Source organism: Desulfovibrio faecalis (assembly GCF_053570625.1).
On the sequence record NZ_JBRBQR010000001.1, the window covers coordinates 2995196 to 3008363 of the forward strand.

Annotated in this window: 11 protein-coding genes and 1 tRNA gene; 2 read left to right on the forward strand and 10 right to left on the reverse strand. The window is 54.1% G+C overall.

Translation table 11 applies throughout. From position 1 onward, the window contains the following. Position 1: 1 nt before the first annotated feature. The 10 genes from ACUZ79_RS13280 to ACUZ79_RS13325 all read right to left on the reverse strand — a co-directional run bounded on the left by ACUZ79_RS13280 (position 2) and on the right by ACUZ79_RS13325 (position 11389). The gene (locus tag ACUZ79_RS13280) at positions 2-694 is read right to left on the reverse strand and encodes an FkbM family methyltransferase (protein WP_449251876.1); all 693 of its coding nucleotides are present in this window, start codon (positions 692-694) and stop codon (positions 2-4) included. A gap of 72 nt (positions 695-766) precedes the next feature. After that, positions 767-2014 carry an ABC transporter ATP-binding protein gene (locus tag ACUZ79_RS13285; RefSeq protein WP_449251877.1) on the reverse strand — a complete coding sequence of 416 codons (1248 nt, stop codon included), beginning with the start codon at positions 2012-2014 and terminating at the stop codon, positions 767-769. Between the two features lie 9 nt (positions 2015-2023). Next, positions 2024-2839 (reverse strand): ABC transporter permease, encoded by an 816-nt coding sequence (locus ACUZ79_RS13290; protein ID WP_449251878.1) that lies wholly within the window; start codon positions 2837-2839, stop codon positions 2024-2026. 497 nt (positions 2840-3336) lie between these two features. Then, a complete protein-coding gene (locus ACUZ79_RS13295) occupies positions 3337-4266 on the reverse strand; it encodes a GDP-L-fucose synthase family protein (RefSeq protein WP_449251879.1) in 930 nt (309 codons plus the stop codon). 3 nt (positions 4267-4269) lie between these two features. Beyond that, complete coding sequence (gene gmd, locus ACUZ79_RS13300) at positions 4270-5418, reverse strand: GDP-mannose 4,6-dehydratase (RefSeq protein WP_449251880.1); 1149 nt, start codon at positions 5416-5418, stop codon at positions 4270-4272. Positions 5419-5565: 147 nt separating this feature from the next. Beyond that, a complete protein-coding gene (locus ACUZ79_RS13305) occupies positions 5566-6981 on the reverse strand; it encodes a mannose-1-phosphate guanylyltransferase/mannose-6-phosphate isomerase (RefSeq protein WP_449251881.1) in 1416 nt (471 codons plus the stop codon). Between the two features lie 160 nt (positions 6982-7141). Continuing rightward, positions 7142-8548: a phosphomannomutase gene (locus tag ACUZ79_RS13310; RefSeq protein WP_449251882.1), complete on the reverse strand. Its 1407-nt coding sequence runs from the start codon at positions 8546-8548 to the stop codon at positions 7142-7144. A 235-nt stretch (positions 8549-8783) separates the two neighbouring features. Next, positions 8784-8859 (reverse strand) — tRNA-Ala (locus ACUZ79_RS13315). Positions 8860-8957: 98 nt separating this feature from the next. Then, positions 8958-10595, reverse strand: coding sequence for a glycosyltransferase family protein (locus tag ACUZ79_RS13320; RefSeq protein WP_449251883.1), 1638 nt, complete (start codon positions 10593-10595; stop codon positions 8958-8960). A 257-nt stretch (positions 10596-10852) separates the two neighbouring features. After that, a complete protein-coding gene (locus tag ACUZ79_RS13325; protein WP_449251884.1) occupies positions 10853-11389 on the reverse strand; it encodes a superoxide dismutase family protein in 537 nt (178 codons plus the stop codon). A 181-nt stretch (positions 11390-11570) separates the two neighbouring features. Between ACUZ79_RS13325 and ACUZ79_RS13330 the strand changes: the two genes are divergently transcribed. Both ACUZ79_RS13330 and ACUZ79_RS13335 read left to right on the forward strand, forming a co-directional pair. Next, complete coding sequence (locus tag ACUZ79_RS13330; RefSeq protein ID WP_240824942.1) at positions 11571-12251, forward strand: RlmE family RNA methyltransferase; 681 nt, start codon at positions 11571-11573, stop codon at positions 12249-12251. Positions 12252-12281: 30 nt separating this feature from the next. Then, entirely contained in the window at positions 12282-13019 is a 738-nt protein-coding gene (locus ACUZ79_RS13335) for a YebC/PmpR family DNA-binding transcriptional regulator (protein ID WP_240824941.1), read from the forward strand. Positions 13020-13168 lie beyond the last annotated feature (149 nt).

The window sequence follows — 13168 nt, forward strand, 5'->3', positions numbered from 1 at the left end:
TTTAACTTTTTCCTTTTAGAGTCCAGCCTTCCCAAACAAATTCAAAATTCCAAACTTGTTGATGTGTTTCTGATAAAAGTTCTCTAGCTCTTTCAATTTTTTTATCCGCATCGTCTACAAAGTTATGAAACTGTATTTGAAAATTTTTTACAAGATGCATTTTATTAGATACAAATAAGTCTTCAAGAATTTCATATTCTGAACCCTCTACGTTGATTTTTAACAAATCAATGCATTCCACATTAAATTCTGTAAAAAAATCAGAAATTTTGCACGCCTTAACATCAACGAGGTCTCCAGTTCCTTTAAATACCGAGCTGCTGTTTTCTGCAATTGCCATTTGCACAATGCCAGAGGACAGACACACACATTTATTTAGCACAGTTACTTTATTATTCTTCTGGAAAAATTTTCTGAGTGCCTCGGCGTAGCTTGGAATAGGCTCAAAGATGAAAATATTCGTGCTATATTTTGCGTAGATATCTCTACTCCATTCCCCTTTGTATCCACCCAAGTCGACCACGGTGCTATTGGGGTTCAAAAATGGATAATCAAGCCTGTATGTTTCATCGCCTCGTTCAACAAGCCATTGAGACAAAGCACTATTTCTATCAACCTTATAATTTTTGCATTTTTGGAAAAAGAGTACCAAACCATATGGTGTAATCATTTTTAGCGCTTTCTTAAAATTCACTGCAATTTTCCTTCATTTTTTTTACTCATAAAGATATCGTCACGAGAACATAGCCGCATTACGATTCATAATTTAGGTTGCATTCCATACCAATGTAGGAGCAATGACACTGGGCCGAGATACCTGCCAAAAGGGAGAATCACTATATCCGCCATCTATATCTACACTTACTGATGGACCTTGCCCGGGTTCAATTATCCACTTAATAAAATGGTAACTTGCCATCAGGTGAAAAGTATATGTTCCCTTATTTAATACCCCCTGAGGTAATTTGGCTTTCAAAGTATTTTTTCCCAACTTCAATTTTGGCCACATCTTTTCTGCGGCATCTGTAGTATACGACCAAAAAAAATCATTTTTTTCTTGGTCAAAGCAAGCACAACCAATAGTAAAAGAACTTGCAATTTCATGCAGCTCAAATTCAATTACGAGATAAAGTGAATCCCGAGAGCCATGCACAGAAGAAACAATCATGCCATCTTCATCAACTATTTTCATAGAAAGAGGAGTAAGGCAGTCTATCTTCCGAGGTGAATCGGCTTTCCAAAATGAAGACGATTTTCCTTCTCCCTGTAGGTAAACACTGGTGACACTGGCTATGTCGTAAGCGTCACATTGTACAACACCTTCTCGCAAAAGCAGTCCTCGCTTACATAAACTTCGGATCATATTCATGTTATGACTCACAAAAAGCACGGTTCGGCCTTGCCCCTTGCTCACTTCTTCCATCTTGCCGAGGCATTTTTTTTGGAATTCCGCATCACCAACGGCAAGCACTTCGTCAACCACGAGAATTTCAGGCTCAAGATGCGCGGCCACTGCAAAGGCAAGGCGCACATACATGCCCGATGAATATCGCTTCACGGGGGTATCCAGGAACTTTTCCACCCCGGCAAAATCAACTATTTCATCAAACTTGCGGCGCACTTCCGCGCGGGTCATCCCCAGAATAGCCCCGTTGAGATATATATTTTCGCGGCCCGTCAACTCCGGGTGAAAGCCAGTGCCCACTTCCAAAAGGCTGGACACTCGCCCGCGCATGGTGATGCGCCCTATGCTGGGTTCTGTGATGCGTGAAAGAAGCTTGAGCAAGGTGGACTTGCCCGCGCCATTACGACCAATAATGCCCACGCGGTCGCCCGGCATGATGTCAAAATTTACGTCTTTCAGCGCCCAAAACTCCTCCTTTTCTTCCTGCCGAGAAAGTATCTTTTGGGGGAGCTTAAAAATTTCCTCGCGCAAAGACTTGTACGGATTATTACCCTCATGCCGGATGACATACTTTTTGCCAAGGTTTTCTACCGAAATAATGGGTTTCATTCCCAGCTCCTAAATCACATCGGCAAAGTTGCGTTCAGTCTTGCGGAAAAGGCGTATGCCCCACCACAAAAAAAGGCCTGCACACAGACAAGATATCAGCAAGGCCCGGCCAGGAAAGTCAACGGTTCCCAGCACTGCCCAGCGAAAGCCATCAATAACTCCCACCATGGGGTTACATTCAAAAAGCAGTTGCCACTGCTCCGGCACAACCGAAGAAGAAAAACCCACTGGGGAAACATACAGACCAAATTGCGTAATAAATGGCACTATTATACGAAAATCGCGGTAGGTTACGTTGAGAGAACAAAGGATAAGCCCCGGGCCCAAAGCCACCAAACCAGCCAAAAGAGTCAGTGGAATAACAGCAAAAAACTGTACGGGCGGAAGATACTGATACCAGACCATAACCAGCCCAAGCAGTACGAAGGAAATGGCAAAATCCACCACCGCCACCCCCACGGAAGATGCAGGAACCAGCACGCGGGGAAAGTACACCTTGGAAACAAGGTTGGCATTTGTGACAAGACTATTGGCAGAAGTGCCAAGAGCCGTGGAGAATAGCTGCCAGGGCAGCATTGCTGCAAAAACCATGAGAGCGTATGGGGCCGCCCCCTCAGACGGAAGCTTTGCAACCTTGCCAAACACAAAGGTAAAAGCCAGCATGGTGAGAAATGGGCGCAAGACCGCCCACAAAATGCCAACTACCGTCTGTTTGTACTGCACAGCCACATCACGCCACGTGAGAATGAAAAACAGCTCACGATAACGCCACAAATCCTTCCAGTATTCGCGCTCAGTGCGCCCTGCTTCCAACACCAGCTGCATGACTATACCAATGCGTACTGCTTTTTATATATTTTTTGATTTAACTCTTGCCTCGGGAATCAATAAATCACTCCATCAACGGCCAAACTCCTCTGCATGTTTCCAACAACGCATTATCAACCCTCTTTATGGGCATCAGCAAAAAAATGGAGGAATCTCTTGGGAAATTCACATATATACGCATAAATATTTGCATTTCAAATAAAATATTCAGCGCATGGATGTTACATCGATAAAATATGCTGTCCCCGCCTGTTTATAACTGAAGGACACTTAGCAACTTACAGCAGAAGTTACTGGCACCCCATTATACAGTGCAAACGTATACCAAAAGGGCAAAAGTATCGGCGAATCCGCTCCAGCCAGCATACTTGACTCCCTAGGCCGCAAAATGAATACTGCAGGTCGCCCGCTCTGCGCACAGGCAGGGGGGAAGCCCCGTACTCCGCAATCCCAAAAGAACACTGAAGGACTACACCGACAGAAGAGGAATCCCCCTACTGCTGGTTTTGCAAAAAATCGCTGTACGCATCGCCCAGGCCTTCCTCAAGCCCAACGCGAGGTTTCCAGCCCATGCCAAAGAGCTTGCCCGAATCCATGAGTTTGCGTGGCGTGCCGTCCGGCTTGGCAGAATCCGTATCAATTTCGCCGTTAAAGCCCACGACCCTGGCAATAAGCCGGGCAACTTCCATAATGGTGCATTCCTGCTGGCAGCCCACATTCACGTGTTCAAAGTCAGAATAGTTCTCGAGCAAAAACACGCAGGCTTCCGCCATGTCGTCCACGTGTAAAAATTCGCGCAAAGCCTTGCCAGTACCCCAAATGGTCACTTTGGCAGCTCCGCTTTCCTTTGCTTCATGAAAACGGCGGATCAACGCAGGGATTACATGGCTGTTTTCCGGATGATAGTTGTCTCCAGGGCCATACAGATTGGTAGGCATGGCGCTGATAGCGTCAAAGCCATACTGCTTGCGGTAGGCCTGACACATCTTGATGCCCGAGATTTTAGCCAGAGCGTACGCATCGTTGGTTGGCTCCAGCGGCCCGGTGAGCAGATACTCTTCCTTGATGGGCTGCGGGCACAGCTTGGGGTAAATGCACGATGAACCGAGAAACAACAGTTTTTTACAGCCGTTGCGGTATGCACTGTCGATGACGTTGTTCTGGATTTGCAGATTCTGGTAAATGAATTCTGCAGGATATGTGGCATTGGCGTGGATGCCCCCCACCTTGGCAGCGGCCAGGATCACCACTTCAGGCCTGTGCTGGGCAAAAAAAGCTCGCACTCCGGGCTGATCGCACAGATCCAGTTCCGCATGTGTGCGGGTGACCTGCCGCTCATAACCGGAACGCGTCAAGGCACGACACAGGGCACTGCCTACAAGCCCCCTGTGACCCGCCACATAGACCAAAGCATCCTTACGCATGGCCTACTCGTTATGGCTGAAGGTTTTAAATCCCGCCACCTTGCACACGGCATCGCGCATGCTCAGGGCAAGGTCTTCACGAGCCATTTCGGCCACCATGTCTTCAAAGGAGGTTTTCGGCTCCCATCCCAGCTTTTCCTTGGCCTTGGTCGGTTGGCCCAGCAGGGTTTCCACTTCTGTGGGGCGGAAGTAGCGGGGATCAACGCGTACAATAACATCGCCGGGCTTGAGATGGCATTCCAGCCCCTGACGGTTGCCAGCAACCTGCTGCAAGCGGCTCACATCAACGCTTGTTACGGTGCCGGTTTCTTCCACGCCAGTGCCCTGCCAGCTGAGGCAGACGCCAAGTTCTGCGGCTGCGGCATTGACAAAATCGCGCACGGAAAACTGCCGTCCGGTGGCGATCACGAAATCATCAGGCTTTTCCTGCTGCAACATAAGCCATTGCATTTCAACGTAATCGCGTGCGTGGCCCCAGTCGCGTTTGGCGTCCATGTTGCCGAGATACAGGCAATCCTGCAAGCCAAGCACCATACGCGACATAGCGCGGGTGATCTTGCGCGTCACGAAGGTTTCACCACGGATTGGCGACTCGTGGTTGAAAAGGATACCGTTGCAGGCATACATGCCGTAAGCTTCGCGATAGTTGACCGTAATCCAGTAGGCGTAAAGCTTGGCGCAGGCATAGGGAGAGCGAGGATAAAACGGTGTTTTTTCCGTTTGCGGCACTTCCTGCACCAGACCGAAAAGTTCAGAGGTAGAGGCCTGATAAAAACGGGTGGTCTCAGCAAGCCCGGCAATACGAATGGCCTCAAGCAGACGCAAGGTTCCGAGGGCATCCACATCCGCAGTGTATTCAGGAGACTCAAATGAAACCTGCACGTGGCTCTGCGCCGCCAGATTATACACTTCGTCCGGCTTTACTTCCTGCATCAGGCGCACCAAATTGCTGGAGTCGCTCAGATCGCCGTAATGCAGAATAAAGTGCCGCCGATTGGCATGAGGGTCTTCATACAGATGATCAATGCGGTCAGTGTTGAACAACGAGGCGCGCCGTTTAATGCCGTGCACTTCGTAGCCCTTCTGCAACAGAAACTCCGCAAGGTAAGCCCCATCCTGTCCGGTGATGCCGGTTATAAGCGCCTTTTTCATAATTTCAGTATATTATCGTTTTAATGGTGAAGCTACAAGGGCTGAAACTCCCAGCTGTGAGCAAGGAGGCGGATAAAATACCTTGCAAGGCTACCATTGTCCACTGGTCGAAACAGCGGTCGTGCAGCAACCATACAGGCAGCAGTGCTACCCTTCCCGCCCGTACACATCCGCAAAACGCACGATATCGTCCTCACCCAGATAGGAGCCGGACTGTATTTCGATAAGCACCAGAGGGATAACCCCCGGGTTTTTTAACCGATGCATGGTGCCGAGTGGTATGTAGGTCGACTGGTTTTCCGTGAACAATTTAACCAGATCACCATTGGTCACCTCCGCAGTGCCGCTCACCACAACCCAGTGCTCGGCGCGGTGGTGGTGCATCTGCAAAGAAAGCTCCGCGCCGGGGTTCACAATGATGCGCTTGACCTGAAACCGCCCGTCCATGACAAGAGTTTCATAGCTGCCCCACGGCCGATAGACCAGGGGGTGCTGCCTGCACTCGGGCCGCTGAGCGCTTTGCAGGCGGCCAACAATCATTTTGACGTCCTGCACGCGGTCGCGCGGCGCAACAAGCACGGCATCCTGTGTTTCCACCACCACAAGCCCGCTCACACCAATAGCCGTCAGCAGCCTGTGGGTGGCGTTAAAATAGCAATCTTCAGCACCCTCGGTCATGACATCGCCAGAGCATACGTTGCCGGAGTCATCCTGCTGCCCTAACTGATAAAAGGCCTCCCATGAGCCAAGGTCGCTCCAGCTGACGCCAAGCGGCACAACAGCCGCCAGATCCGTTTGCTCCATAACCGCATAGTCTATTGAATCAGACGGGGAGGAAAGGAATGCCTCGCTGTCCGGGCGGAAAAAGGCCTGATCATCCTTGTGGCCCTTCCATGCGGCATTGCAGGCGGCGTATATCTTGGGAGCAAAACGCTCCAGCTCTTTCAGATATACAGAAGCCCGCAGCAAAAACATGCCGCTGTTCCACGAATAACCGCCCCTGGCCAGCATGACCGTGGCTTTTTCCGCATCTGGTTTTTCCACAAAACGGGCAACCCTGTATCCATTAGCTCCGAGGGCCTCGCCTTGTTCGATGTAGCCAAAGCCTGTTTCCGGGCCAGTGGGGGCTATGCCAAAGGTGACAATACGCCCCTGTTCCGCCAGGGCCGCCGCGCGCTTTACGCCTTCAAAAAAGACACCTTCATCGCCAATGGCATGGTCAGAGGGCAATACCAGCATGAGCGGATCTGCGCCGTCTTCCTTCAAGGCAAAGGCCGCCAGAGCAATAGCCGGAGCAGTGTTACGCGGCGCGGGCTCCAGCAGGATTTTGCCATGCACGCCGCATTCGTACAGCTCTGCGGTCACATAAAAGCGGTGAGCCTCATTGCACACAATAACAGGCTCCATGCTGTCCGGCATATGCTGCGCCCGAAGCACTGTATCCTTGAACAGTGTTTTCCCGTCGCCCAGATCCACAAACTGCTTTGGGTATGTCTCGCGCGAGAGCGGCCACAAACGCGTGCCACTACCGCCGCACAGAATCACAGGAGCAATTTTCTGCATGAATTTCCTCACCATTGCGTCAATGTTGGAACACCAATCTGATACACTGCCAGCAGGGCAAACGATTCCATACTACGGCGTCAAGCGTTCACAAACAAGCTTGCGATCTTGCCTATCGGGCCTTGCTCCGTCTGTAAGCGGCAGAACCGCAACGGCTACCTCAGGCGGGCACGGCCCCACCCTGCTCTTCCAGAAAAGCTAGTATTTCAGCCGTTTTTTCTTCCATCAGCGAATGTTTTCCCCTGCTCTCCACATTCAGGCGCAGCAGGGGTTCAGTATTGGACATGCGCAAATTGAAACGCCAGTCGGCGAATTCCAGATTAACGCCGTCCATGCTATCTTCGTGTAGAGCCGAAGGCGCATAACGATCCCTCACCAGCCGCATGAGGGCTGGGGCATCCTGCACCCTTCGGTTGATTTCACCGCTGCACGGATAGGCCGCCATGCGCTCTGCCACAAGCTCTGCCAGAGGTTTGCCAGTACGGTGCAGCAACGAGGCCACCAGCAGCCAGGGCAGCATGCCCGAATCACAATAGGCAAAATCGCGAAAATAGTGATGCGCGCTCATCTCGCCGCCATACACGGCATCTTCGGCACGCATGCGTTCCTTCATGAAGGCGTGGCCGGTCTTGCCCATGACGGGCTGCCCGCCTGCGGTCTGCACCACCTCACGGGTGTTCCAGTACACTCTGGTGTCGTGCACCACTTTGCCGCCAGGCACACGCCGCAGCAGCTCTTGCGCCAGCAGGCCTATGCAGTAATAGCCTTCAATAAAATTACCGTCCGCGTCATAAAAAAAACAGCGGTCAAAATCGCCGTCCCAGGCAACGCCCATATCCGCGCCAGATTCGCGCACGGCAGCGGCTGTGGCCGCTCGCCGTTCCGGCAGCAAGGGGTTGGGCACGCCATCGGGAAAAGTTCCGTCCGGCTGCATCTGGCGGCAGACAAATTCAAAGGGCAACGAGGCCATCAGGTCCTTCAACACCAGTCCGGCGCAGCCATTACCCGCATCAGCCACAATCTTCAAGGGCTTGCGGCCAGCAGTTGGCGCAAGCTGTGCTGCACCGCTGTATTCAAGCAGCCAGGCCACATAGTCGGCCCGGAACGAGGCATTGTGCAGAGGGGGTACTTCACGGGATTCGGCAGTGTCGCCGTTCTCAGCAAGGATGGCCCCCACGCGATCGCGCAGGGCAAACAGGCCAGAATCGCCGCTGATGGGTATGGCCCCGCCGCGCACCAGTTTGAAGCCGTTCTCGTCCGCCGGATTGTGGCTGCCCGTGATCATGACGCCCGCGCCAAAGGGCTGGTTGGCGGCGGCATAATAGATTTCTTCCGTGCCGCACATGCCTATGTCCGTCACCTGCGCCCCGGCCTCACGCAAGCCCAAGGCCAGCGCATCGCGCAATTCGGGGCCGGAAAGCCGGGCATCGCGGCCAATCACAACGCTTTTTGCACCCAGGATTTCAACAACGGCCCTGCCGAGAGCAAGGGCCAGCGGCGCATTGAGAACACCCGGCACGCGGCCCCGAATATCGTAGGCTTTGAAGCATGAAAGTGAATTGCCCATGACGTCCCTCTTCTGCTTTTTATTGAAGCACTGCCCTTTCCATTCCAGTCCAAAAGGGCAATGCATACTTTTTATCCAACTTGCAGCGCGATTGCCAATGTATTTTGGCGCGTACAGATTCCACACGAAAAATGGCCGCTGTGCACACAAGCCGAACCGTTCATCCCGAAGTCTTTACAGATGTGCAACGCATAAAAAAAGGGGCCACGGTATTATCCGTAACCCCTTGATATTGTGGTGGAGAAGAAGGGATTTGAACCCTCGACCCCCGCCTTGCGAAGGCGATGCTCTCCCAGCTGAGCTACTTCCCCACATGGAAAGCTTAACGCAGGAAATGAGCAATAGGCAAAAGCGCACGACTTGTCAAGCCTTTCTCCTGTCCAGCTATGCATCCAGCCCTCGCCACTTTTCAGACAAGTGTTTCAATAATCAGCTGAATACGTTGCTTATAGCCGTGGTGAGCGCGCAGATTCCCACGCCATGCCTGCCGCAGATCATGCGCGGCTTGCGGATGAACCCGAAACCATGCGCATCTGGCCATAAAGTCGTCGGGCCCGCGCAATGTCATGGGTTCGGTCAATTCCGCAGGGAAGATTTCCAATCCGGATGTGGCGTCACTGAGCAGCAACCCGCCGCTGGCCCAGACGTCAAAATGGCGCTGGCTCAGGCTCTGCGGCAACAGGAGGCTCGTTACGTTCAGCACGGCTTCGGCCCGCGCATACACTTCGGGCAGTGCCGTGTAGTAATCCACTGGCGGCAGTATTTCCGTGTTGGGCAAGAGGGATTTCCAGCCGTCATCGCCGATGACGCGCAGCCCGCCAACCGAACCCGCCCTTGCGGTCAAGAGCCAGCGCCGTCTGTTGGCCTGTGCGCAGCGCTCTGCCCCAAGGCCCGGACGGCGCGCATCATAGCCAGGCCACAGCGTGCCTCCCAGTTTGTCCTGCCACCAAAAAAAATGCGGCGCATCCCCCGGGCCGGTGCTGGCCTCAAGCAGCCTCACGGCATCAGCCTCCAAAGCCTGCGGCACACAGGCCGCAGCAAAAAAGCGCTCTTTTTCAGGAAAGGCGGAGCGCCCCACGAACAGGGGCGGCTCCACTGTAACGGAGGATGGAGCAATATCCGGCAGCTCGCGCCACATGTGGGGCGCAACAGCCAGGGGCAGATGAAAGACCCGGCTTGCGCCATACGCTCTAAGACCATCAACAAAACCGGCATCCGTCACAAAAATATGGGCATCCCGCCACCAGGGCAGCCGCAGACCAGACAAAATATGCCAGGGATTATCCACAAACCACAGGGCAACGGGAATCCCAAGGGCCCGGCAAAGCTCAAAAACGCGCCCGTCGGCATCCAACCCGCGCAGGTTTACTGAAAGCAGAAATACGGGCTTTCCCCCTTTCAAGAGATCGCGCCAGCGGGGCAAAAAATCATCCTCACGGCCAGCCTGCGCTCCGCCCATGCCAGACGCGGGCTGAGGCAGAGCGTCCACCACCGGCCCGAAACCGCATTCGGCAAGAGCCGTGCACAATTCCTGATGCAGCAGTTGCCCATCATTGCCGGGCAACAGAACTGCCCCCCGAACACCCTCGGCCATTATGGACGCACTCGCCCGCGCAGCGGATGCAGGAAGCGCAAGGGCCGCATCCACCCGGCCCAGCAACGGCCCCCAAAATTCAGGATCAAGCCGTAGGCCGGGCGAGTAAATGTAGCAATGACACTGCCCTGCCAGAGCCACAGCCTGCTCTGCGGTGACCGCGCGCCAATGGGCGGGCAACGGTTCGCGCGGCAAAATTTCTGCCTCCAGCCTCCATGCCTCCAGGGCACGGGTCACTTGCGGGGATTCCAGCCAGTATACGGCGGGGGCATTGGCAAGCTGGGGCAAAACCTGCGGCAGGTTTGCTCCTGATTTTGGCCCCAGCCCGAGCAGCAGCACGGCATCGCCTTCACCCCGGCAGGTCCAGGCGTCCGGGCCATCGGGCAGGCTCACACCCCGCCCCGTAAAGTCAGGCAAACGAACCCGCTGGGGGCGTTTGTCTTGGTCGGCCATATTTCTCTCCACCAATGCAGGATCCTTGCGAAACTGTCCTATCAAACAAAAAGCCCCGCTGCGGCAAGCAAGCGGGGCAGAATAATCCCAAACTCCGCGCCGGTTACGGCAGTCGGAGGCTCTCCCCTGTGGCTGGCAATACTTTGCGCCGATAATGACGCGCCCTTGCCAGAACTGCAAGACCCGCACAAGGGAGGACATGATCTATCCACGCGAACAGATAAATTTTTTGCCGCGTGAACGCAAAAAACATAATCCTACTTGATCACGCCGCAGGCGATACGTGCGCCTCCGCCGCCAAGAGGAGCTGGCTGGTCGGAATAATTGTCGCCGCCAGCATGAATCATGAGCGAGCGGCCCTTGATGTCAGATGTGGTCAGATCGGTCACATGCAACTTGGCCTTCACATTCTGTTGCGCATCGGCGGTGATAAGCGGCAGATCGCCCTTGTGCCCATGCTTGCCTGGGCCTTCGTGTTTGCCTGCATGGGTGGGATCATAATGTCCCCCTGCGGCTAGGCCAGCCACGTTGGCGCCATCCTTGGCAGCGGGTGCGCACGAAGGATTTTCATGCACGTGCATGCCGTGGTCGCCCTGGGGTATGCCAGCGATATCAACCATGATATCCATACCGCCCTTGCCATCATCCTCAAAAGCAACAAAGCCGATGGCCTCTCCAACGCCTTCACTGCTGATCTTGTTCACAGGAACTTTAATGCTTTCCGCCAGTACCGTCTGCGCTCCAAATGCGAGCGCGCAACCCGCAAGACAAGCGGCCAAAAGAATCCGTTTCATAGCCTCTCCTTACTGGTGATAGTGTGCGAGATCAAAGGTTCTGGAAACTTATTGAAAAAATATCCTGATAAACCCCAGAGGTCAACCTGTTCGGCGATTTTGCGCGGCTCGTCACGAAGGGCTGCACTGCGCACTTGGCGAGCGCAATAAAAAAGGGTATGGTCACCTGTTGGAATTTACCATGAAAGAATACCGAGATCATTATTTTCTGAAGGCCAAGCGCGAGAATTATCCCGCACGCTCGGTCTACAAGCTCAAGGAGCTGGACTCCAAGTTCCACCTGCTGCGCCCCGGCCAGCGGGTTCTCGACCTTGGCGCTGCCCCCGGATCGTGGTCCATGGGCGCGGCGGAAAAGGTCGGTACGCGTGGACTTGTGCTTGCCTGCGACATTCAGAGCACCGAAACGGTGTTCCCGCCGCAGGTCACATTCATGCAGGAAGACGTGTTCAACCGCTCCGCCGAGTTTGAAGCAAAACTCAAGGAGCTGGGGCCATTTGACGTTGTCATCAGCGACATGGCCCCGCGCACAACGGGCACGCGCTTTACGGATCAGGCCCGTTCGCTTGAGCTTACGGTTGAGGCATTGGCTGTAGCCTGTCTGCACCTTAAAAAGGGCGGCAGTTTTGTGGTCAAAATTTTTATGGGGCCAGATATTCAGGAGCTGCTCGCGCCCATGCGCAAGGCTTTTGATGCGGTCAAATCGTTCAAGCCCAAAAGCTCGCGGGCCGAAAGCAAGGAAACATTTTTTGTCGGCCTTGGTTTTCGCGGCCAGGCGGGCGCTACCCCAACGGCGCACGTGCCGGGCGAAGCCGCCGGAGAAACTTCACACGAAGTTGCCGACGACGCGCCGCCGGGTATATAAACATACTCTACACTAGGTTTCGGAGGTTTTATGTCAGGTCACAGTAAATGGGCCAATATCCAGCACCGTAAGGGTCGCCAGGACGCCAAGCGCGGCAAGATTTTCACCAAGGCCGCCAAAGAAATCATCATCGCAGCCAAGGGCGGCGGTGACCCTGTGGGCAACTCCCGCCTGCGCGCGGCCATTGCCGCAGCCAAGGCCGTCAACCTGCCCAAGGACAAGATTGAGGCTGCCATCCGCAAGGGTACGGGTGAAGACGCAGGCGGCGATCTGACAGAAACCTTCTACGAAGGCTACGGGCCCAACGGCATCGCCATCATGGTGGAAGTTGCCACTGACAACAAAAACCGCACCGTGGCTGAAGTTCGCCACCTTTTCACCAAGCATGGCGGGGCCATGGGTGAAAACGGCAGCGTGGGCTGGATGTTTGACCGCAAGGGCGTTATTGCCGTGGACAAGGCCGCCTACCCCGAAGACAAAATTATGGAAGCAGCTCTTGAAGCCGGTGCAGACGATGTCATTGACGATGAGGACGTGTGGACCATCCACACCGCCATGGCCGATTTCACCTCGGTGCGTGATGCGCTGGAAGCAGCCGGTATTGCCATGCAGGAAGCTGAACTGGCCATGATTCCGCAGAATCTTGTGGCTGTGAGCGCCGAAGTGGGCATGAAGGTACTGCGCCTCATGGACGCGCTGGACGACAATGACGACGTTCAGAATGTCTATGCCAACGCGGACTTCCCCGACGATATGCCCACTGACTAACGCGTTTTCACTTTGAGTTGTCTGGCGGGGGAGAATCCCGTTTGTAAGAAGGGTCATTCCCCCGCGCAGCCAGCCAAGCTTCGCAAAATCTCGCCAACCGCGCCCGCAGCGTGGCGCATCATCCGCACTTGTTCCTCCTGCCTCCCTGC

Bases quoted from the DNA above. Each gene is read 5' to 3' on its own strand.
- ACUZ79_RS13285 (WP_449251877.1), bottom strand. From the start codon at position 2,014: ATGAAACCCATTATTTCGGTAGAAAACCTTGGCAAAAAGTATGTCATC.
- ACUZ79_RS13290 (WP_449251878.1), bottom strand. From the start codon at position 2,839: ATGCAGCTGGTGTTGGAAGCAGGGCGCACTGAGCGCGAATACTGGAAG.
- ACUZ79_RS13295 (WP_449251879.1), bottom strand. From the start codon at position 4,266: ATGCGTAAGGATGCTTTGGTCTATGTGGCGGGTCACAGGGGGCTTGTA.
- gmd (WP_449251880.1), bottom strand. From the start codon at position 5,418: ATGAAAAAGGCGCTTATAACCGGCATCACCGGACAGGATGGGGCTTAC.
- ACUZ79_RS13305 (WP_449251881.1), bottom strand. From the start codon at position 6,981: ATGCAGAAAATTGCTCCTGTGATTCTGTGCGGCGGTAGTGGCACGCGT.
- ACUZ79_RS13310 (WP_449251882.1), bottom strand. From the start codon at position 8,548: ATGGGCAATTCACTTTCATGCTTCAAAGCCTACGATATTCGGGGCCGC.
- ACUZ79_RS13320 (WP_449251883.1), bottom strand. From the start codon at position 10,595: ATGGCCGACCAAGACAAACGCCCCCAGCGGGTTCGTTTGCCTGACTTT.
- ACUZ79_RS13325 (WP_449251884.1), bottom strand. From the start codon at position 11,389: ATGAAACGGATTCTTTTGGCCGCTTGTCTTGCGGGTTGCGCGCTCGCA.
- ACUZ79_RS13330 (WP_240824942.1), top strand. From the start codon at position 11,571: ATGAAAGAATACCGAGATCATTATTTTCTGAAGGCCAAGCGCGAGAAT.
- ACUZ79_RS13335 (WP_240824941.1), top strand. From the start codon at position 12,282: ATGTCAGGTCACAGTAAATGGGCCAATATCCAGCACCGTAAGGGTCGC.